Here is a 20,116-nt window from a genome sequence, read left to right as displayed (position 1 = left end):
ATGCTCTAGCCGGCGTCACGATCGGAACTCAGGTCCAACTCCGAGTCCAGCACCAGCTTCTGCTGCAGCGCAGCGTGCACTGTGCGCAGCTGCGAATGCGCTTCGTCCATGTGCGCCGTCATGAGTTGCGCGACTGCGTCGGCGTCCCGACGTCGCGCAGCATCCAGGATTGCACGGTGTGCAGCAACCGTGTGCCGCCCGAATGCCTGATAGTCCTGCTGCGTCACGTTTCCCGCCACGATCACGAGCGTGTGCAGCATCTGGTTGATGATCTGGCACAGGCTGCGCAGAAACGCATTCGGATGCGCAGCAGCCAGCACATCGTGGAAATGGATATCCTCATGGCGCTGGTCGAGCGCCTCGGCGTGACGTGTCTCGAACGGCTCACAAACGGACACACTGCGCTCGAGCGCCTCGAAATCCGCGTCTGTCAGATGGGGGACCGCACCCGCCGCCACCATGGGCTCCAGCGTGCGACGCACCACATAAATGTCTTCGAGCGTGACGCTCTCGAAAAAGAGATAGTTCTGCAGCGACTGAAATGCTCGGGCCAATGGCACGCGTGTGATCGTTGCCCCGCCATCCGGCCCGGTACTGAGGCTCACGAGCCCTTGTATCTCTAGGGCTTTGAGCGCGTCGCGCATCGAGCCTCGGCTGACATTGAACATCTGCTGAAGCTCAGCCTCCTTGTTCAAGCGTTTCCCTGGTCGCGCCTGCCCGTCGTTAATCCAACGCTTGATCTGCTCGGCCACTTGGTCGCCTCGCTTGATCGCGCGCGAGCCTCGTTTATCCGGCTGCGCCAGCGGCATCTTCTTTTCGGTTGTCGGTTTTCGCCCTGCCATATCGGTCACGTCCGTCGTTGGCCATTCGCTGCTGTATCCCGGCGCCATTATCAGGCATCCGCGCCCGACACGGCCAGATTTCCGGCTCCATGCAAGCCTCCCTCCCAACGTTGGGAGTAGCCGGGATAGTGCCCAAGACCTACGCTGCAATCCGAATGCCATGCGCCGAGTACCCATCACTTCCCTGGATGTCGGTCACTCGATATTGGTTGCCATCAGGAGAAATCCCTCATGTCAGAGTCGGTGAAGTCGTCTCAGGTGCAATCCACGCTTGCGACAATCCGGGCCAACCTCTCGGACGACGGGCTGGAACTGGATCAGCTTGCAGCACGCATGCGTTTGCACGGCCCCGAAGCCGACCGGACACGGCAGATTCCAGATGCAGTTTTTGCACCCTTGGACGTACCTGCGCTGAACTTGAATCTCGTTCCAGCCGCATACGGCGGTTGCGTGGACGTGCAATCACTGATGTCGCGCACCACACTGATGGAATATCTCGGGTACGCCGACGCGGCGCTAGCGCTCGCTCTGCCCGGCCCTGGCCTCGCAATGCCGCCCGTCCTCGCACTCGGCAGCGGCGAGCAACAGACCCACTTTTTCAAACGATTTCGCAGTGACACACCGCGCTGGGGTGCGTTTGCTATTACGGAGCCCGACTGCGGCTCTGATGCGACCGCGATGCGGACCACCGCTCGCAAGACGGCACGCGGCTGGGTACTGAACGGTACCAAGTGCTTCATCACCAACGGCGCACGCGCGGACGACGTGATCACGTTCGCCACCATCAATCGGCACGCTGGTCGCTTCGGCGTTCGAGCGTTCCACGTCGATCGCAATATCCCGGGCTTCGCCGTCGATCGCGTCGAGCAAATGGTGGGGCTGCGCGCCAGTCAGCTCGCGGTTCTCTCCTACAACGACTGCGAAATACCTGACGACGCGCTTCTCAGACGCGGTGACGAAAAGCCCCTCGACGACGCGTTTTCGGGCGCACAACACGCATGGGACTACTTCCGCCCCCTACTTTCCGCGGTCATGATCGGCGCATGTCGACGAGTACGCGACGATCTCGAGGCCTACTTCGAAGCAGGCGGACATCCTGTGAATCAACGCCAGCGCACTGCCGATGTGAAGGAAGCTCTGCTCGATATCGATCGGCAAATCACCACTGCCCAGTTGCTCTGCCGACATTCGGCGTGGAAAACCGATCAAGGAACGGCCACTTCGGTGGATGCGTCGATGGCCAAGGCGTACGCGTCTCAGGTAGCCGCCCGTATCACCCGAGCGGCGATCGATCTCGCCGGCCTTGACGGTATCGCTGCCTTTCCGTCGCTCGAGCAAAGCTATCGCGATGCAAAGGCCTTCGACATCATGGAAGGCACCGGAGACCTGCAGCGGCTCATGATTGCTCGCTCAGCACTGCGCTCGGCATCTCTTCCCTGGGAGGCCACCTCTCCCGTGTCGCACCGCTCTACAGAAGCGCACCCATCCTGAACACATCCGAAATTTCGCACTGGAGATCGTTCATGGCAACCCATCCCATTTCCCCCAGCTCCGCCAGCGTGTCCGAGACAGTGAAAGCTTGCTTGCTATCGGTACTTGGCAGCACCCTGAGCACCGATCTCATCGTCGACGACACCAACCTCTTCGATGTCGGCGTGGATTCGATGAATATGACGGACTTGCTGCTTCAACTCGAGCAGCGCTTTGGCTTCACGCTGGCCCCCGAAGATCTATCCGCCGATCTATTCCTGCGCTTCGGCAATCTCGTCTCGTTCGTCGAATCCCATGCGTCCTTCGACTGACATCACTGGCACCGAACCGCGCATTGTCGCCACGGCACGATATATCCCGCAGCACGATGTCCCGGCCGATGCACGTATCGAACCATTCATGGTTTCGGGTGGGTCCGCACGAGAGGACGTGATGCAAGCAGTGTATGCCGATACGCTGCGGTGGCGCGACAGTGGTGCCCCATTCGGCGTGGCCGGCATTCCGTTGCCGCGAGCATCACGAACTACTGATAACCGGGTCGCTGTGGAGCCCGACCAGACATTGTCCGACATGGCACTTGCCACAGTGCGAACGCTGCTTGATTCGTCATCTCATATCGACGCGTCCACCCCCGATCAAATCATCGTATGCACAACGAGCTTCGAGCATGATCTGGCATTGTCGTGTGCCTGCCGTCTCCACAGCGAACTTGGATCAAGCCGAGCACCGCTGGCGGTCGGCCAGCTTCAAGGCGTGTCGTTCCTGATGGCGTTGGATATTGCCGTGGCGATGATGGCCGCTGACATCCGACTGAATACCGTCGTGATTGTCGCCGCGGAACGCTGGCGCCGGCCGTTCTCACGTCGGATCGATGCACTGATCGACATGGGCGACGGGGCCGCTGCCGTACTAATCGCGAGACACCCCGGACCCGGATGGCGCGTGAGCGGGCTCACCGTACGGACGCCCGGAATCCCCCCTCTCGCAAGTGAGCGCGAACCCGCCTACCTATCGACGCTCACGGACGTCATTAGCGAGACGTGTGCAATCGCAGGTGTGCAACCTGCCAATGTCGACTGGGTACTTCCGGCGCCAATTGATACTCGACTGGCTCACGAAACCAATACACGTTGCGGACTGCGGCCCGAACGGGTCTGCCACATACGTATGGACGCGTCCGGTCATTTCTGCGCCGCCGACACGCCTGCACGGCTCGACGCGCTGCTGCGGTCGATCGATCCTAGCGAGGGACAACATGCCCTCGTTTGGTCCACCGGCTTTCAAGGGCAGGCCGGTTGCGCTCTCCTTGAATTTCGCGGAGGTAGATCATGATTGCGTCGCAAGAGAATAGCTCCCTTGCGCTGTCTGGCATCGCATTCAGTCTGCCGGATCGAACTGTGGATGCACATCGCTGGGCGGAGCGATGTGGCCAGCCGTCGACGCGTGCGCATGCACTGATCGAAAACGGCGTAACGCAGTTCCACGACGCGGCCGGCGAATCCCCCGTGACGCTTGCCGTCGACGCCATATCGTCCCTGCTGCGCGACACCAGAACGGCGCCTGAAGCGATCGATGCGCTCGTGTACACGCACACGATTCAGACCAGCGTTATCGCGCCACCAGCAAGTACCGCCCAACAGATTCAGTTCCAAACAGATCTGAACCGTGCGCTGGCATTTTCAGTCACGCAGCAGCACTGCGTTTCGCCAATGGCCGCGATCCGTGTATTGCAGGCGCTCGCCATGCGACGGCCCTCTATCCGGCGCGCGATTGTGGTCTGCGCCGATGTGATCGGATCCCACTGCGACCGACTGCGAGCAATTCAGGATCTTGCCCTCCATAGCGACGGTGCCTGTGCGCTATTGCTCGAACGAGGAGGTCATCGAAACGCCATTGCGGGCCTGCACGTGTACACAGACGGACGGTCCTTCCGCGGCACCGACGAGGATCTGCAGCCGGTTCCCGACGATCGGTACTACTGGTCTGCATTCGCGACCATGCGGGCCGCCATCCAACAAGCAGGCATTACGACGCGCGAGATCACGCATGTACTGCCTCATCACGCCAATCTGCCGGGCTGGTCCAGGCTGATGGCAATGCTAGCCATCCCTCATGAGCGGCTTTTCACGGCGAACTTCGCGCCAGTCGGCCACGTCTTTGGCGCCGATCCCTTCATCAACTTCAAGAGCTGTTCGAACCGGGAACCGGGTGGTTGGTCGCTGCTGTTTTCGTGTGGTCTCGCTGGCTGCTTCGGTGCCATGGTGGTCCGACACTGATCACCTGAACGATTTCCTTTCAACGCTCGACATTCGATCCGGATACCATCATGAGAAACGTCCTCGACCTCGTGCAAGCCGCTGCAAACCGCACACCAGACGCGGAAGCTCTCGTCTGCGGTTCCGCACGAGTAACCTATCAGGACCTGGTTCACCGCGCGCGAGGCATGGGCAATGCGCTCTACGCGCTTGGATTCACGGCCAGCGCGCGCATTGCGATCTATCTGGACAAACGTGTCGAAACCGTCGTGTCGATGCTTGGTGCAGCTGCCGCGCAATGCGTGTTCGTTCCGATCAATCCGCTCCTCAAACCCCAACAGGTCGCTCACATCCTGCTCGACTCCGGTGCCGATTGCCTGATTACCAGCGCGCTGCGTGCGCGGGTCCTTGACGAACATGGTCTTACCGGCGTTTCCAACACAATCATCGTGGACGATGCCGGCTCCGCGAGCCGACATCTCCGAACAACAACCCACGTTCAAAGCTGGCCCGAGTCCGCAAGCGGAAATTGCACGGAACGCGATAGTGAAAAGCCACTGCACTCACCGGCATGGGCCAATGTCGACACGGATCTGGCCGCCATCCTGTACACGTCAGGCTCGACCGGGCTGCCAAAAGGTGTGATGCTAAGCCACCGAAACCTGCTCGAGGGTGCCTGGAGCGTTGCCCATTATCTGAACCACGCCTCATCCGATCGAATCCTCGCCGCCCTGCCGCTCAGTTTCGATGCTGGCCTGAGTCAGCTCACATCCACCTGGGCCGTGGGGGCCACTGCCGTGCTCATCAACTATCTTGCGCCGCAAGACGTCATCGATGCCTGCGCGAGCGAACGTATTACAGCAATCACGGGCGTGCCGCCCTTATGGATGCAACTGGTCCGTGCGGCTTGGCCCGAGCCGGCACGCCGGACATTGCGCTACTTCGCGAATACCGGCGGCAGGCTTCCGGTGCCTGTCTTGCAGCAACTCAGGGCATTGTTTCCACAGGCCAAACCCTATTTGATGTATGGCCTGACCGAGGCATTTCGCTCAACTTTTCTCGATCCCTCAGAGGTGGACCACCGCCCTGATTCAATCGGAAAAGCCGTCCCTAACGCCCGGATTCTGGTCGTGCGCGATGACGGCTTGCCTTGTGGACCCGACGAAACCGGAGAACTGGTCCATATCGGAGCCTGCGTCACGCTCGGTTATTGGAACGACGCGACGCGCACAGCCCAGCGCTATCGACCTTCGCCCGAACTGAAACCGGGCGGCGCGCCACGAGATCGTGCGGTCTGGTCAGGCGATCTGGTACGGAGAGATGCAGAAGGATTCGTGTACTTCGTCGCGCGCAACGACGCGCAAATCAAGAGCTCCGGTTATCGAATTAGCCCTGAAGAGATCGAAGAAGTCGTTCATGACAGTGGCCTTGTCACGGAAGCGGTTGCCTTCGGCATCGCTGACGATGAACTCGGCGAAGCCGTCGTCTTGTTGGTCGTGCCGGCCGCCACGGGTTTCGACGCTCAAACGCTTCAGGTCTGGTGTGCGGAGCATCTGCCACGCTACATGGTGCCGCATCGCATCGTGGTTCGCGAGACGGTTCCCCGCAACCCCAACGGGAAATTCGATCGGGCCGTATTGCGCGCCGCCTTCTCGAGCCCTGACGCCGCCTCCGAAGTGAGGCAGTCGTGAACGGGCTGTTTGGGGAGCACAACGGCGTCCTCACCGTCGGCGGCGTCGAGATCAATCGCTTGGCCGACCGCGCAGGGCGCACACCGTTCTTCGCCTATGATCGCGCAACGCTCGACGAGCGAGTATGCACGCTGCGCGATACGCTGCCAGCCGGTATCGACCTACATTACTCGATCAAGGCCAACCCGATGGCCGCGGTCGTCCATCACCTCGCGCCACAGATGGACGGGTTCGACGTGGCATCGGCCAACGAGATGGCACTTGCGCTAGATGCGGGCATGCCCGCAGAACTGATTGGCTTCGCCGGCCCAGGCAAGAGCCGCGACGAATTGCGTCGCGCCGTCGCGAGTGGTGTCAACATTCACCTCGAATCGGTCACCCAGTTGCACCTCGTGACAGCACTCGGCTGGGAGCTCGGTGTGCAGCCGAAGGTCGCCATACGAGTCAACCCGGACTTCCACGTCGATCACAGCGGCATGCGCATGGGTGGCGGGGCCACCCCTTTTGGGCTCGATGCGGAGCAGGTGCCTGAGCTACTGCGCGAGCTCGATGCTAGAGAAGTGACGTTGGCCGGTTTTCACATTTTTTGGGGATCCCAGTGTCTGCACGCCCCGACCGTCATCGAGGCTCAACGGAAAAGCGCAGATCTCGTCGTGAGATTGGCCGCTGGCCTGTCGCTCGCTCCGCAATACGTGAACTTCGGAGGCGGCTTCGGCATCCCCTATTTCGCGGGGGAAACACCACTTGACCTCGCCGCGGTCGCCGATGCCATGCACGATTGGCTCGGCGTATTCCGCGGTCGTTTGCCGGACACACGCACGGTCCTGGAACTCGGACGATATTTGGTCGGGGAAGCCGGCATCTATGTGTGCCGCGTCATCGATCGCAAGGTATCCCGAGACCGAACGTTCCTGATCACCGATGGCGGCCTGCACCACCACCTGGCTGCATCCGGGAACTTCGGGCAGATCCTGCGCCGCAATTTTCCGGTCGCGATCGGGAATCGCCAGACACAAGCCCCTACGGAGCGTTGCCACATCGTCGGGTGCCTATGCACGCCGCTCGACCGGATCGCCGATGACGTGCTGCTTCCCGAAGCACGCATTGGGGACTTTGTGGTCGTCTTCCAATCGGGTGCGTATGGACGCTCGGCTAGCCCTAGGGACTTTCTCGGCCACCCAGATGCGATCGAGATGCTCGTCTGACCACCCTCGTTCTTTGTGGAGGATTGTGATGTTCTCACCTGATTCCTTCCCGTCGGGGCCGGCCCCGGCACCATGGGCACTGACCGATGATCAACGCAACCTCTATACCGCGAGCCAACGCTTCGCGCGCGACCGACTGGAGCCCTTGCTTACCGGTTCACCCAGCGTAGCAGCATGGCAAGAAACTGTCAGACTCGCAGCCGCAACACTTGACCTTGCAACAATGGTCCTACCTGAGGAACACGGCGGTCTGGAAATCGACCTTCACGGTCTGGCACTTGTTGTCGAAGCGCTCGCCGCTGGACCGCTCGAGCGTGCGTTGGAGTTGACGCTGACCGCACCCGCGCTCATGGTGCTCCGGACGCACAATGCGCTCGTTCCGCTTCTGGCTCGGCCTGTTCAGGCGTATTTCGATGGCACAACAGCGATCGCGTTGTCCGTGCCCGGCATCGACAACGCAACACTTTGGCGACTTGGTCCACTGGGCGGCGCGGCGACCCTCACCATGCGGATAGATGACAAGCAGCGACTCCTCCTCACCGAGCGCTCCCGTGATCAGCGATCTTCGAGATCGACAGGCATCGCCACGCTCGGCGCCCTCGTGTTGGAGCAATTGCATTCTGACGAGGCCGCGGCCGAAACGCCGCTTGCCGTGATTGCGCGAGCCGGCAGCGATGGCGCTCCTCCCACGCAAACGTACCTGACGGAAATCGGCCTCTATCTCGCTGCGCTCTTGACGGGCGCCATGCAACATAGCATCCGGTTCGCGTTCGATTACGCGGCGACTCGGCAAGCGTTCCGAAAGCCGTTGGCAAACCATCAACTCGTAGCGGCGCGATTATCCGACATGCTGATCGCCGCCCATGGCACCCATCTTTTTCTGCAAGCTGTTAGTGCAGCCCGCCCGTCGCGGCCGGTCTTGCTGGTCCGTCAGTTACTGCGACACGTCGCGGCCGAGTCGGTCAACGTCAGTCGTGAATTCGTGCAGCTTTGCGGCGGCCACGGCTATGTTGAAGGTCTCCCGCCGGCAGCCCGCTTCCAGACCAGCCATTGGATTGCACAACTACTGCTGCGCATCGATACAGCGCTCGGCTGGCTCTCGGAACCGCAAATGGCGAATCGGGAGATCGACGCATGAATTGCTGCGCCCCTACGGATGGCACGCTCCAGTCCTCAATGGACAACACTGCATCGCACGCAACCTCCTCCACTTGCTGGTTGCGCGAACCGGGGCAGAATGACGTCGACGACATCGTCGCCTGGCTCGCCCAGCCGACCATCAGTCGGTGGTTCGACTTCGGGCTCGGCCGACAAGCCCTGCCCGCATTGGCGGTGCAAGCGATGGTCCATAGCAGACAGCATCGAATACGCGTATTCGGTTCGGCTGGCTATACCGTGCCCAGCGGGGTGGTCGCCGTCAGTGATGTCACGCATCGCTTCGCGACGGGCTCATTCTGGATCCTTCGCGATCGGATGCGGCCAATCCGCGTCAATATGGCCTACAACGCCGCGGCATACCTCCTTCAGGAAGCATTCGTCCGTGATCGGCTGCGGTGCATCTCTGCGTGGGCTGTCGACTGCAATGTTCCGTCGCAACGTCTGCTCGCGCGCTTGGGATTTCGTCTGATCGGACTGCAACGAGACTGTCATCTCGTCGATGGCACGCGCGTCGGGCGGCTCCTTTATGACCTGCTGCCGGAGGACCTCACGCTACCACGCGCACTATGAATACACCCGTGATCACGGCACTTGCCAGCTATGTGCCGCGCACAGTCGCGATGCCTCGTGGGTGCGGAACCGAGCCAACGCGTGGTGCTCCGAAACGGTCCGGTTGGCACGCTTGGGTCGCGTCGTGGCAAGCCGATTACGCCCCCCACTCCACAAAGAACGCGGCTGAAACCAGAAGCGCGGCAGTTAACACAGCGGCGGACGAAATTCGTTGTGTGCCGGTTGAGCGCGATACCGATCTATCCGGGCTCGCCGCGAAAGTGGCACAGCCAATATGTGCGGCGCGGCCAGCCGATGCTGCGCCGATCGATATTGCCATGTTCTGCCACAGTAGCCTCAACGAGCATGTATCCACAACGACTGCTGGACGCTTGCGCGCAGTGATCGGCGCGCCGTGCTTCCCGTTCGCCGTCTCCCAACAGCAGGGAGCCTCCACGTTCACGGCGCTGCAGCTGGCCAGCGATCTGCTGATCGCGGAGCCCGAAATCCGCACCATCTTGATCGTCGCTGCAGAAAAGTGGTGTTCGCCATTTTCGCGATGGACCGATCAGGGAATCGTGCAGGGCGATGCAACCGGCGCCATCCTGGTGGAGCGCTCCGGACCTGCGTCTTGCGGACTGATGGTGATCGACGCTCGCGCCAGCCGCCTCCACCGGCTCGCGACACCTGCCTCGCTTTCAAGCCAAGATATCCGCACAGATTGGGTTCGAGCGCTGCGATCGACGATCGACGCGATACTGCTCCGACACGCGCTTCGACCCAACGACGTTGGCACCGTCGTAGGAGCAGGAATAGATCCGCAACTTGATGAAGCTATTTGTCGACATCTCGGTCGCCGTCTCATTGAATTTTCCGACTGCCGTCGCGCCAATCTAGGCGCAGCCGAACCTATCGTGCAGCTCGCCAACGTACTCGAATCTCACGACTTGCCAGTGGGCGAGCGAATCCTGACGTGGGGCGTCGGCCTAGGCGGCTTCGTCGGTTGCGCATTGTTCGAATCACATGGCAGGCCGCTCGTATACCTCAACCCGCCATGAGCGTATCCATCGGAATCGTCCATACCGCTTACTACCTGCCTGAGCCGGTCGATGACGTTCGCAGCTGGGGCCAACGAACGAAACAGTCCGCCGAGACCATCAAACGCCTCGAACAAGCGGGGGTGTGCTCGTTCTATGACGCCCGGGGACAGACTGCCCTTTCTCTAGCCGCTAATGCCATCAAATCGCTCATTCATTCGACCCAGCTTGCGCCTGACACGATCGACTTTCTCGTCTACGTGCACACGCTTCAGGGCAGCGTAGCCCCACCGCCGCTGTCTTTGCCACGCCTGCTATGCGAACACTTTAATTTCCACCGGGGGGAGGCATTCTCGTTCGCGCAACAGCATTGCGCCTCATCACTGGGCGCGTTACGGATCATTCGCGCGATGTTTGCCGCCCGTCCGGCCATCAACCGCGCCGTGCTGGTCGGCGCCGACGTCATGCCCCTCCCAAGCGACCGGCCAATAGCCGGGGCCGGATTGCTCAGCGACGGCGCATGTGCTGTGCTCGTCGAACGCGATGCTTCTGTCAATCGATTGGTCTCGCTGGCATTTCACGCGAGTGGAGAAGGTTGGCGTGGCACACTCGAAGAAGATGAATCGCGTTTCGCAGCTCAGTACTTCTTTGCGGCGCGTCGACTCGCGACGCAAACGAGCGCCGAAGCAAATGTGCCACTGGCCGAGATTCAGCGCATCTTGCCTTCCCATCTGGATTTGCCAACCTGGCGCCGAATTGTCGCATCGCTTGGTCTTCCGGCACGATGCCTGTTTACCGAGAACTTTGCCCGCGTCGCGCATGTGACGGTCAGCGACCCATTCATCAATCTCGCCGACTGCGATGATCTGGTTCCCGGTAAGCCTTTCCTACTATGCGCCCGTGGAGTGGGAGGATTTTCCGCAGCAGCGCTCTTCATTCGCTAACAGGATCGTCGAATTCAGGAAATTTCGCCGATGGCGCGGTACGTGATCGCGAAATACGTCGCGATATCGCCCCTGTTCCTGACAGGGACTTTAAGAATAAAACGCGTATTGCATTATTACAAACTATTAGATGACGTTTTGATACCGTCCATTAAAATCCACATTAGCTACGCGCCCAACGTCCATCACGACGTAACCTTCGGCGTCCGCCATAGCATTGCGGGTGCTCGGTCATTCAGCGCCCCTCTACCATACTGTTTACCCGAGTCGCTGCCAGAGTGCGAACGCCCTGCTCCAGCATTTCTCTTGAATGCACTAGGCAATAAGCGAGGTAGGAGCCATGAGAACGCGATTTCGACATCGCACAAACAAAAAAGCGTCCAAGCCACCACCGTGGAATGTCACATTAGCCACCCGAATGGCGCCAATCCTGTCTCTCTTTACTGATGCAAAGGATATTTCTTCGCTTTCTGACTTACTTGGCAATGCAGTTCTTCCATTGGGTTTTCGATGTTACGCCGTCACCCGGATCTCCCTGACTTGCGTTCGCTCTCGACCCACCATGTCTATGGAGGCAATCTGCTCGCATTATCCCAATAACTGGGTGCAGCACTATCTACAGCACAACTACGGCCTTGTCGATCCCGTACATCGAGCCGCTTTTACTTCTTCCGGACCTTATCGCTGGGGTGATATTACCGACTTGAACCACGCTGAACGACATGTGCTGGTGGAAGCATGCGACGCCGGGCTCAAAAATGGGCTTAGTATTCCAATTCGCGAGATCGGAGGCAGTGTTTTGCTCATCAATCTGTCAGGCCAGTCATCCCCTATCAATGCAGAGACGAGCCGGCGGCTCGCGAGCGTAATCAGCACTCTATTTCGTTTGGAGCTGGATCGGTTCGCCCCTCCCCGCCCGAAGGTACTCGTTGAGCTATCTCCACGTCAGCGTGAGTGCCTTACATGGGTCGCACAAGGAAAGACATCGCCGGACATCTCCCTGATTCTTGGAGTATCCCGCCATACAGTCGAATACCATATCGCTGAAGCAATGAAGGTCCTGAACGTAAATAGCAGAATAGCAGCCGCTGTCATTTCCGCCCATTACGGCCTGCTTGATTACCCCCTTATTTCAGACAAAAAATTTCCCGAAGAATGAGCGGGCATGCTACCGGGGTGATTTAACCACGCCCACAGATCTCTCAAATCCCATATATTGAATAATTCTGGATCAGCTGGAGATCTTCAATCTTGCACTGATAATACGCGGCCAATATTCATTTTGGCCCTCCTCCCTACCTAACTAGTTCCAGCTGTCGCTCTGACTTGATAGGGTGGCGCCCATCAATAAGCGATGGAGAACGCAAATGCCACTCATTATCGCCGGTAGATTAATCGACTTGCCACTTGAGCTTCGCGAAGGACTCGGCACGTTCCGATATGACGTGTTCGTCCGCCGCCTCGGCTGGCCGTTGCCCGATATTAAGGAAAATGAAACCATCGAGTGGGATCACTTCGATGGCGAAAACACCATTCAGATTGTTGCACTCACTTCCGAACGACAGATATGTGGTTGCGCACGCCTCATACCAACTACCGCTCCGTACCTGCTCCGAGAACTGCTTCCTCGAACGTCGAACCTCGACCTTCCCTCCTCCCCCACCGTATGGGAACTATCGCGGTTCGCCGCCCCGGGAATGCAACTCTTTCCCTATGTCATGGCCGTCGCTGCATCGCTCGGCGCGAATCGCATCATCGGTGTCGTCACCCACGCCATTGCACGACTGTACCGCCGCTTTGGCCTTGATCTGCAATATATTGGACCGCACCAGGACACAGCTACCGCTCCGTTCCTGACCTGTGCGATTGATCTCACCCCCGACACGTTCGCCAGCCTTGGAGCCAACCTGGACACCCTCCGATCGTCAATCACATGGCATCAGTCGCTCACACCGAATGTTCCGGGCTCGCTGAGGACGCGGCCATGCACTAGTCGTTGCTCAACAGACATGCGATAGCCGTTCTTTCCCGTAGGGGTCGTCGCGCTCCGCCGAGATTGGCACTCGGCAGCCAAGACCACGACTAAGATGCGGATCGCCGACGGTGATGCCGATTATCCGCATCCTTTACCCAATCTGGCCGGATGGCGGATGCGTAGGCCTGACCGGTGCGCGAACCTTCGCCGCTTGCCTGTGCGCGCAGTCCGAGACGTTCGTCAATGGCATGAGCGACCGTCGAAGATTTTGGCAGGCGGCCGTCATCGCAGTCCGCCCAGAACACGTGCATCGCGTCGAACAACACTGAGAGGATCACGGTCAGGTAAGGCAGCCGAACGACGACACCGCCTCCCATTGAGTCTCCATCAGCAGGACCATAGTGCTCGCTCGGCATGTCGGCCGGCAGATCGATCCGTAGCGCATCGAGTTCACGCTGCAATCGCTCTTCAACGCAATAGTGCGCGGTCGCCGAGTTCGCCAGAGCCTTGCCAAGCTCACTCAGCTTCTCGTCCTTCAGTTGAATACATCTTGTGAGACGACGAATCTGCGCTTCGGCGCGTTGCAAACGAATCTTCAAAGCCTCGCAATCGCAGGCTGGCGCCAAGCATGCGTTTGAATCAATAGATCGCCAAACACTATCGCGTTGCTCCATAGCAGACCTCGCCTCGAACGTGGCGATATGTACTCCACACACCGCGAGAAATCGAACCACCGATGCACCGATCTGACTGGACCAATCGCACCGGCCGAAATCGGTGCGTCTTTTTTCGTTCCTTCACGCAGCAGTGTCAACTGTGAAGATTGGGGGGACACCAATCAGCAATCAGCGCGTCTGCCTAGTTTGAGCTCTATCAAAAACACGAAACATCGAACCACAACATCGGCGCAGACTTGGTCTGTCAGTTACACGAGATCACGCGCGTCCTCAAAAAAATAACGCAGCTTGTCTGAAGTTTTGCGCTTTGGTAGACCTTCTCGATCATAAAATAGGTATCCTCATTGTGCCGCCGACGCAATCCAATATCGACACCCCGTGCCCTGGCGGATCAGAGCGGTCGACTGTACGTGGTGCCCGACGTGCAACCACCAGACAATTCGATGATGATCGACGGCAATTTGCATACCCAAACGCGATAGTCCGATGTACGGCTTCGATTCACAACCAAATTCGCGGCCTCGGAGGCGATAAATGATCGACTCCTGGTCCAAACGATGAGAAAATCGCGCAACCGTTCCGATTGCGCTGCCGACAATGACATGTCGCAGACCCGATGTGTCGCGCCGAATCGGACTCTTCGAAGCGACCATTTCAATACTGTTTCTTTTAACCACGTGGAGTGAAGAATGGCCACCTATCAAGAATTGAAAGCCAAGGCTGATGCACTGCTCGTGCAAGCGGAAGAAGCTAGGCAGGCCGAACTGGAGACCGTGCTCGAAGAAGTTCGCGCCCGTATTCAAGAGTATGGTCTCACGCCGGAACAGGTCTTCGGCCGCAAGCGTGCACGTAGCGCGAATGGCAGTCAACCCGCGACGCCGAAGTATCAGGATCCGAAAACGGGCAAGACGTGGAGCGGGCGTGGCCGCGAACCGTCATGGATCAAGGGCAAGAAACGTGATCGCTTCTTGATCGCCGAGTGATCATCGCAGCATAGCGATCGTCGCCCAACGGACACTCTCTGGGCCTGCAGTTGCATGCTGCAGGTCCATTGAATCTGTACCAAGCCGTGCCGGCCCAGGCGATTCCGATCCGCCTTAGCTGCCGCGATGTTGACGACGCCCCGCTGTCCTTCGGCATCCATGTCGTTCGTTTCGACGGCGACTCTATTTCACACATCGCAGCGATACCGCCAGATGTCGATGAATTCGGGCTGCATTGCATCAGGACCAAGCGACATACCTGTCACACAGCCTCGCACTCGCGATATCGGGCACGTGCGAACCCACTCGGCCCGCAGCACCGTTTCCACAACGGAAGCAGCGTCGATTTAGGCAGCGAACGTTTGCGGCATAGCCGGCGCCATTGGCTCTTCAACCATGCGTCCACTTGAACAATACGTGCCCCAGTCTTCCATCATGAGCCGCCGCCTTTCAAGCTGATCGCGACGCCGATAAGCCGCTATCGTCTGCGACGCAATGACGTGTGCCAAGGCTTCCTCTGCCAAAGAATCCGGATAGTCGGTACATTCGGCGACCCAGTCACGAAAAGTCGACCGGAAACCGTGCACAGTGATGCCGGAATACGACATGCGTTTCAGCAGGGACAGCATCGCCATGTTCGACAAAGGGCGCCCTTCCGTGCAGCCGGGAAACAAATATCCATACTTTGCCTTCGGCAGCGCACTGCGTACGATCTCGACGGCTTGCGTACAAAGGGGCACACGCAGTGATCGACCGCTTTTCGTGCGATCGCCCGGAATAGTCCAGACACGACTGCCGAGATCAAACTCATCAACCCGTGCGAAACGTACCTCATTCGTACGAGTCGCCGTGAGGATAAGCAGGTGCAGCACCCGCGCCGCGCGCCGCGGACGAAGCTCCAGTTCACGGACAAACGCCGGGAGGTCTTCCCAAGGCAGGGCTGGATGATGCTTTACTTGTGAGCGTTTCTTCGAGCGCGGCAACACCAGTTGCAGATGGTCCGCGTACCGTGCGGGATTGCTGCCGATGCGATGACCCAACACCGTCTCTGCGTCGAGGATCGCCTTGATGCGGCCGCGCACACGCCGCGCCGTCTCCGCCTTTTTTGTCCAGATCGGCTGAAGGATCCGTACGATCATCGCCGTGTCGATATCGCGCACCCGGACTTCACCGATCACCGGATACGCATACGTTTTGAGCGTGTTCCCCCACTGCTGGACATGCTTGTTATTTCGCCACTGGGGTTCGTGCGCGCGGATAAACGCCTCCGTTGCTTCACGAAACGTTACGTTGGCGTCCGGCGATATATCGAGCAACTGTCTGCGCTGCTGCTCGCGTCGGGCAAAGATGGGATCGATCAGATCTCTGACCATGTCACGATATCCGACGGCCAGTTTCCGTGCCTCGCCCAGAGAAACACGTGAGAGCGGACCAAGGCCCATCTCACGCACACGGCCGTTCAGCTTGAACCGGAACACCCACGAGCGCGCACCGCTGTCCGCGATCTGCATATAGAGACCACCGCCATCCGAGTAATGGCCCGGCGTTACCTCTTTCGCGACCCGCAGCGCGCTAAGCCGATGCAATTGTCGTCCTGCCATGCCGCCCTCCTTTCCTACCCACAAAACCCATGTCGCTACCCATGTTTCGTGAGGAAATTGTGGGGGACGCGGCCGGACGTCGCAAGCATGCCGTTACCCACAAAACCCCGCAAAATCATGGGCTTGCGGACTTTCAGAGGAAGCTCAAGGAACGCCGCGGAAGCCCGGCATGGCGGAAGGCAGCCGGAGTCGAACCGACCCGGGAGTGTCTGACACCCCCAACTGGATTTGAAGTCCAGCCGTACCACCGGATACGAATGCCTTCCGTGGGAAAAGAACCAAAAGAGCGGGAAGAACAACAAGCGCCTACGCCTGAATACCCACCCAACCGCTGTCAGGCCGCAGGAAGTGAAGATCGCGGTGGAAGCGAGTATACCCAACCCGGTCGAAGAACTCGAGAATCTGGATCGCCCGCTTGCGGCCAAGCCCGGTCGCGTCGCGAAACGTCGCCGCATCGAGCCCGCCGCCGCGTGTCGGCGCGAGATGCGCCACCAGCCCGGCCAGCTCGCGCACGATATCCGCGTGATAGAACAGGTCGCGCACGATCTGATGCACGTCGCCGCGCCGTGCGAGCTTGCGCAGCAGCGTGCGTACGGCCTCCTCGGCCGCGCCCGTGTCGCGCGCCAGATCGCGAACCCACGGCGGATCGAAGCGCCCCGCATGAATCAGCGGCAGCAGTTGCTGCGCCAGCGCTTCCTCGCGCGCATCGAAACTCACCGAATGCGACGGCAGATGCAGCCACGGCCCGCTTCGCGCGACTTCGCCGCCTTCCACCAGCGCTTCGACGAGCGCACGCCACAGCGCATCGCCGACGAGCGGCGCCGCCATCCGCCGCAGGCGCGCCGCGTCGAGCCCCTGCTCGTCCGGCACGCGCTCGTGATACGCGCGCAGCGTGTCGATCGCGCGTGCCTGCAGCGCAAGCCAGTGCGCCCGCGCCATCACCGTGCCCTCGTTCGACGCGACGTCGCGCTGGCCGATCGCCAGCGCATCGTCCGGCAACGCGAGCGCGTCGGGCGCAAACCCGGTCAGGTGCGTGAGCATCGCGCGTGCGATACCGAGCGGCGCCTGCGCGAGCAGCGCGTCGAGCCGCCCTTCGTCGAGCCACGCCGCCAGCGCGTCGAGCCATGCTCGGCGCGCGGGCGTGCGACGCTTGCGAGCGGGACCGAACGGGTCCAGTACACGGCCGCCGCCGACGGTGCGCGTCGCCTGCGGATTGCGAACGATGAAGCGATCGCCCGGCAGCGCGAACACGGGTTCGTCGAACACCAGTTGCACGCGCATCTTCTGGCCGGCCGCGAGCGTATCGCCGTCGAGCAGCGCAACGTGTGCGACGCGATGCAGCGTGCCGAGATGCACGTGCAGCGGCGCCCAGTGCGTCAGCGTGAGCCCCGCATCGGCCAGCAGCGTCAGTTCGACGTCGAGCCGCGGCGACGTCGCGACGAGCCGCGCATCCGCGACGGTATCGCCACGCTCGACGTCCGCCTTGTCGACGCCGGCCAGGTTCAGCGCGCAGCGCTCGCCCGCACGGCCGGTATCCACCGGCCGGTTCTGCGCATGGATGCTGCGCACGCGCGCCGCGCCGCCGGTGCGCACGACCGCGAGCGTGTCGCCGGTCGCGACGCGGCCCGCGAATGCGGTGCCTGTCACGACGGTGCCCTGCCCGGCGAGCGTAAACACCCGATCGACCGCGAGCCGGAACAGTCCGTCGTCGCGGCGCGCGCGCCACGCGAGTGCCGCGTCGGCGAGGTGACGCTTCAATGCGACGACGCCCGGATCGTCCGCGCGCGTCGCGCAGGTTTCGAAGATCGGCACGCCATCGAGCGTCGAGCCGTGCAGCCACGCGGCGATCTCGTCGCGCACGGCCGACAGGCGTGCGGCGTCGACGCGATCGCACTTCGTCAGCGCAACCGCGCCATGTGCGACGCCGAGCAGCTGCAGGATCGCGAGATGCTCGCGGGTCTGCGGCATCACGCCGTCGTCGGCGGCGATCACGAGCAGCGCGAAGTCGATTCCGCACGCGCCGGCCGCCATCGTATGGATCAGCTTCTCGTGGCCCGGCACGTCGATCAGGCCAAGCACGTCGCCGTTCTCGAGCGGCGTATACGCATAGCCGAGCTCGATCGAGATGCCGCGCGCCTTCTCTTCCTTCAACCGGTCGGTGTCGACGCCCGTCAGCGCCCGCACGAGCGTCGTCTTGCCGTGATCGATATGTCCTGCGGTACCGACGATCATGCAGCGGGCCCCGCGATCTGCACGCATTGCGCGACGAATGCCGCTTCGTCGGCTGCTTCGAGGCAGCGCAGGTCGAGCCGCAGCGCATTGTCGGCGACGCGGCCGATCACCGGGCGCGGCCATTCTCGCAGTCGCTTTTCGAGTTGCGCGAGCGCGCGACCGCCGCGCTTGCCGTCCGGCGTACGCACGACGAGCCCGGCGCTCGGCAACTGGTCGACCGGCAGCGCGCCGCTGCCGATCTGGCTGAACATCGGCTCGACGCGCACGTCGAAGCCGCTGCCGAGCGCGGCCTGCAACGCCGGACCCACGCGCTCGGCGGCCTCGGCGATGTCGCGCTGCGGCCGCGTCAGCAGCCGCAACGTCGTGAGCCGCTCACACAGAAATTCCGGTGCCTCGTAGAGCCGCAGCACGGGTTCGAGCGCGGCGAGCGTCAGCTTGCCGACGCGCAGCGCACGCTTGAGCGGATGTTTCTTGATCTTCGCGACGAGCGCGCGATCGCCGACGATCAGGCCGGCCTGCGGCCCGCCGAGCAGCTTGTCGCCGCTGAACGTGACGAGGTTCGCGCCGGCCGCGACGGTTTCCTGCACGGTCGCCTCGTGCGGCAGCCCCCATTGCGACAGGTCGGCGAGCGTGCCGCTGCCGAGATCGACCGCCACCGGCAGACCGTGCTCGCGGGCAAGCGGCGCAAGTTCGGTCAGCGTCACTTCCTTCGTGAAGCCGCTGATCGCGTAGTTGCTGCAGTGCACCTTCATCAGCAGCGCGGTGCGCGGGCCGATCGCGTCCGCATAGTCACGCAAATGGGTGCGGTTGGTCGTCCCGACTTCGCGCAGCTTCGCGCCCGCACGGCTCATGATGTCGGGAATGCGGAATGCGCCGCCGATCTCGACCAGCTCGCCGCGCGACACGACGACTTCCTTCTTCGTTGCCAGCGCCGACAGCGTCAGCAGCACGGCCGCGGCATTGTTGTTGACGACGGTCGCGGCTTCCGCGCCCGTCAGTTCGCACAGCAGATCGTCGATCAGGTCGTCGCGGTCGCCGCGGCGGCCGGTGGCGAGATCGAATTCGAGGTTGACGGGTTGGGTCAGCGCGTCGACCACCGCGCGCACCGCGTCGTCGGGCAACAGCGCGCGCCCGAGATTGGTGTGCAGCACGGTGCCGGTCAGGTTGAACACCGCGCGCACGGCGCTCGCGCTTCGCGCGGCCAGCGTGCGGGCGACGGCGGCCGCGATGCGCGGTTCGTCGAGCGGCTCGGCCGCCGACGGATCCTGCTGCGCGGCGGTGCGCCAGCGTTCGAGTTCCGCGCGCACCGCATTCAGCACGCGCGTGCGGCCGTAGTCGGCGAGCAGCGGTTGCAGCGGTGCCGACGACAGCACGCGCTCGACCGACGGCACGCGCGCGAGGACGGCATTCAGTTCATTCAAACCCGGTTCGGTCACGTAATGGTGGCTCCATTTCCAAGCACGGCCGACAACCGGC

18 protein-coding genes and 1 tRNA gene are annotated in these 20,116 nt (G+C 61.3%); 13 read left to right on the top strand and 6 right to left on the bottom strand.

Translation table 11 applies throughout. The features are described from left to right. Positions 1 to 5 precede the first annotated feature (5 nt). Complete coding sequence (locus AC1Z3W_RS06405) at positions 6 to 842, bottom strand: FadR/GntR family transcriptional regulator (RefSeq protein WP_483507837.1); 837 nt, start codon at positions 840 to 842, stop codon at positions 6 to 8. Between the two features lie 231 nt (positions 843 to 1,073). Here AC1Z3W_RS06405 and AC1Z3W_RS06400 point away from each other — a divergent pair, with 231 nt between their 5' ends. The 12 genes from AC1Z3W_RS06400 to AC1Z3W_RS06345 all read left to right on the top strand — a co-directional run bounded on the left by AC1Z3W_RS06400 (position 1,074) and on the right by AC1Z3W_RS06345 (position 13,190). Continuing rightward, on the top strand, positions 1,074 to 2,333 hold the full coding sequence (locus AC1Z3W_RS06400; RefSeq protein WP_483507279.1) for an acyl-CoA dehydrogenase family protein: 1,260 nt from the start codon (positions 1,074 to 1,076) through the stop codon (positions 2,331 to 2,333). 32 nt (positions 2,334 to 2,365) lie between these two features. Next, the gene (locus AC1Z3W_RS06395) at positions 2,366 to 2,644 is read left to right on the top strand and encodes an acyl carrier protein (protein ID WP_124579851.1); all 279 of its coding nucleotides are present in this window, start codon (positions 2,366 to 2,368) and stop codon (positions 2,642 to 2,644) included. Positions 2,645 to 2,765: 121 nt separating this feature from the next. Continuing rightward, a complete protein-coding gene (locus AC1Z3W_RS06390; protein WP_483507836.1) occupies positions 2,766 to 3,665 on the top strand; it encodes a 3-oxoacyl-[acyl-carrier-protein] synthase III C-terminal domain-containing protein in 900 nt (299 codons plus the stop codon). Next, positions 3,662 to 4,609 carry a 3-oxoacyl-[acyl-carrier-protein] synthase III C-terminal domain-containing protein gene (locus tag AC1Z3W_RS06385; protein WP_483507278.1) on the top strand — a complete coding sequence of 316 codons (948 nt, stop codon included), beginning with the start codon at positions 3,662 to 3,664 and terminating at the stop codon, positions 4,607 to 4,609. Before AC1Z3W_RS06390 ends, AC1Z3W_RS06385 begins: the two co-directional genes overlap by 4 nt. A gap of 50 nt (positions 4,610 to 4,659) precedes the next feature. Then, positions 4,660 to 6,279, top strand: a complete 1,620-nt coding sequence (locus tag AC1Z3W_RS06380) for an acyl-CoA ligase (AMP-forming), exosortase A system-associated (RefSeq protein ID WP_483507277.1) — start codon at positions 4,660 to 4,662, stop codon at positions 6,277 to 6,279. After that, a complete protein-coding gene (locus AC1Z3W_RS06375) occupies positions 6,276 to 7,484 on the top strand; it encodes a pyridoxal-dependent decarboxylase, exosortase A system-associated (RefSeq protein ID WP_483507276.1) in 1,209 nt (402 codons plus the stop codon). Before AC1Z3W_RS06380 ends, AC1Z3W_RS06375 begins: the two co-directional genes overlap by 4 nt. A gap of 28 nt (positions 7,485 to 7,512) precedes the next feature. After that, a complete protein-coding gene (locus tag AC1Z3W_RS06370; RefSeq protein WP_483507275.1) occupies positions 7,513 to 8,622 on the top strand; it encodes an acyl-CoA dehydrogenase family protein in 1,110 nt (369 codons plus the stop codon). Positions 8,623 to 8,660: 38 nt separating this feature from the next. Then, on the top strand, positions 8,661 to 9,212 hold the full coding sequence (locus tag AC1Z3W_RS06365) for a GNAT family N-acetyltransferase (RefSeq protein WP_483507274.1): 552 nt from the start codon (positions 8,661 to 8,663) through the stop codon (positions 9,210 to 9,212). Positions 9,213 to 9,427: 215 nt separating this feature from the next. After that, a complete protein-coding gene (locus AC1Z3W_RS06360; RefSeq protein WP_483507273.1) occupies positions 9,428 to 10,249 on the top strand; it encodes a 3-oxoacyl-ACP synthase in 822 nt (273 codons plus the stop codon). Continuing rightward, entirely contained in the window at positions 10,246 to 11,172 is a 927-nt protein-coding gene (locus AC1Z3W_RS06355) for a 3-oxoacyl-ACP synthase (protein WP_483507272.1), read from the top strand. Before AC1Z3W_RS06360 ends, AC1Z3W_RS06355 begins: the two co-directional genes overlap by 4 nt. 340 nt (positions 11,173 to 11,512) lie before the next feature. Further along, the gene (locus tag AC1Z3W_RS06350; RefSeq protein ID WP_483507271.1) at positions 11,513 to 12,331 is read left to right on the top strand and encodes a LuxR family transcriptional regulator; all 819 of its coding nucleotides are present in this window, start codon (positions 11,513 to 11,515) and stop codon (positions 12,329 to 12,331) included. Positions 12,332 to 12,539: 208 nt separating this feature from the next. Continuing rightward, positions 12,540 to 13,190 carry an acyl-homoserine-lactone synthase gene (locus AC1Z3W_RS06345; protein ID WP_483507270.1) on the top strand — a complete coding sequence of 217 codons (651 nt, stop codon included), beginning with the start codon at positions 12,540 to 12,542 and terminating at the stop codon, positions 13,188 to 13,190. Between the two features lie 64 nt (positions 13,191 to 13,254). Here the strand turns inward: AC1Z3W_RS06345 and AC1Z3W_RS06340 are convergent, their stop codons facing one another. After that, positions 13,255 to 13,821: a hypothetical protein gene (locus tag AC1Z3W_RS06340; RefSeq protein WP_483507269.1), complete on the bottom strand. Its 567-nt coding sequence runs from the start codon at positions 13,819 to 13,821 to the stop codon at positions 13,255 to 13,257. Positions 13,822 to 14,513: 692 nt separating this feature from the next. Between AC1Z3W_RS06340 and AC1Z3W_RS06335 the strand changes: the two genes are divergently transcribed. Next, positions 14,514 to 14,807: an H-NS histone family protein gene (locus AC1Z3W_RS06335; RefSeq protein WP_310635074.1), complete on the top strand. Its 294-nt coding sequence runs from the start codon at positions 14,514 to 14,516 to the stop codon at positions 14,805 to 14,807. Between the two features lie 347 nt (positions 14,808 to 15,154). Here AC1Z3W_RS06335 and AC1Z3W_RS06330 read toward each other — a convergent pair whose 3' ends face one another. The 4 genes from AC1Z3W_RS06330 to selA form a co-directional block, all read right to left on the bottom strand. Beyond that, positions 15,155 to 16,408, bottom strand: coding sequence for a tyrosine-type recombinase/integrase (locus tag AC1Z3W_RS06330; protein WP_310635073.1), 1,254 nt, complete (start codon positions 16,406 to 16,408; stop codon positions 15,155 to 15,157). A gap of 170 nt (positions 16,409 to 16,578) precedes the next feature. Then, positions 16,579 to 16,674 (bottom strand) — tRNA-Sec (locus AC1Z3W_RS06325). 40 nt (positions 16,675 to 16,714) lie between these two features. Beyond that, complete coding sequence (selB, locus tag AC1Z3W_RS06320; RefSeq protein ID WP_175824453.1) at positions 16,715 to 18,640, bottom strand: selenocysteine-specific translation elongation factor; 1,926 nt, start codon at positions 18,638 to 18,640, stop codon at positions 16,715 to 16,717. Further along, positions 18,637 to 20,076, bottom strand: a complete 1,440-nt coding sequence (selA, locus tag AC1Z3W_RS06315; protein WP_124832378.1) for an L-seryl-tRNA(Sec) selenium transferase — start codon at positions 20,074 to 20,076, stop codon at positions 18,637 to 18,639. Before selA ends, selB begins: the two co-directional genes overlap by 4 nt. Positions 20,077 to 20,116: the final 40 nt, after the last annotated feature.

It is taken from the genome of Burkholderia sp. 10_S31, from assembly GCF_056930375.1.
Note: the sequence above shows the minus strand (reverse complement) of the source record. Positions and strands in the feature narration are given on the sequence as shown.

Excerpts from the sequence above, each read along its gene's own strand:
- AC1Z3W_RS06405 (WP_483507837.1), bottom strand. The coding sequence starts at position 842 with ATGGCAGGGCGAAAACCGACAACCGAAAAGAAGATGCCGCTGGCGCAG.
- AC1Z3W_RS06400 (WP_483507279.1), top strand. The coding sequence starts at position 1,074 with ATGTCAGAGTCGGTGAAGTCGTCTCAGGTGCAATCCACGCTTGCGACA.
- AC1Z3W_RS06395 (WP_124579851.1), top strand. The coding sequence starts at position 2,366 with ATGGCAACCCATCCCATTTCCCCCAGCTCCGCCAGCGTGTCCGAGACA.
- AC1Z3W_RS06390 (WP_483507836.1), top strand. The coding sequence starts at position 2,766 with ATGCAAGCAGTGTATGCCGATACGCTGCGGTGGCGCGACAGTGGTGCC.
- AC1Z3W_RS06385 (WP_483507278.1), top strand. The coding sequence starts at position 3,662 with ATGATTGCGTCGCAAGAGAATAGCTCCCTTGCGCTGTCTGGCATCGCA.
- AC1Z3W_RS06380 (WP_483507277.1), top strand. The coding sequence starts at position 4,660 with ATGAGAAACGTCCTCGACCTCGTGCAAGCCGCTGCAAACCGCACACCA.
- AC1Z3W_RS06370 (WP_483507275.1), top strand. The coding sequence starts at position 7,513 with ATGTTCTCACCTGATTCCTTCCCGTCGGGGCCGGCCCCGGCACCATGG.
- AC1Z3W_RS06365 (WP_483507274.1), top strand. The coding sequence starts at position 8,661 with ATGGACAACACTGCATCGCACGCAACCTCCTCCACTTGCTGGTTGCGC.
- AC1Z3W_RS06355 (WP_483507272.1), top strand. The coding sequence starts at position 10,246 with ATGAGCGTATCCATCGGAATCGTCCATACCGCTTACTACCTGCCTGAG.
- AC1Z3W_RS06350 (WP_483507271.1), top strand. The coding sequence starts at position 11,513 with ATGAGAACGCGATTTCGACATCGCACAAACAAAAAAGCGTCCAAGCCA.
- AC1Z3W_RS06345 (WP_483507270.1), top strand. The coding sequence starts at position 12,540 with ATGCCACTCATTATCGCCGGTAGATTAATCGACTTGCCACTTGAGCTT.
- AC1Z3W_RS06340 (WP_483507269.1), bottom strand. The coding sequence starts at position 13,821 with ATGGAGCAACGCGATAGTGTTTGGCGATCTATTGATTCAAACGCATGC.
- AC1Z3W_RS06335 (WP_310635074.1), top strand. The coding sequence starts at position 14,514 with ATGGCCACCTATCAAGAATTGAAAGCCAAGGCTGATGCACTGCTCGTG.
- AC1Z3W_RS06330 (WP_310635073.1), bottom strand. The coding sequence starts at position 16,408 with ATGGCAGGACGACAATTGCATCGGCTTAGCGCGCTGCGGGTCGCGAAA.
- selB (WP_175824453.1), bottom strand. The coding sequence starts at position 18,640 with ATGATCGTCGGTACCGCAGGACATATCGATCACGGCAAGACGACGCTC.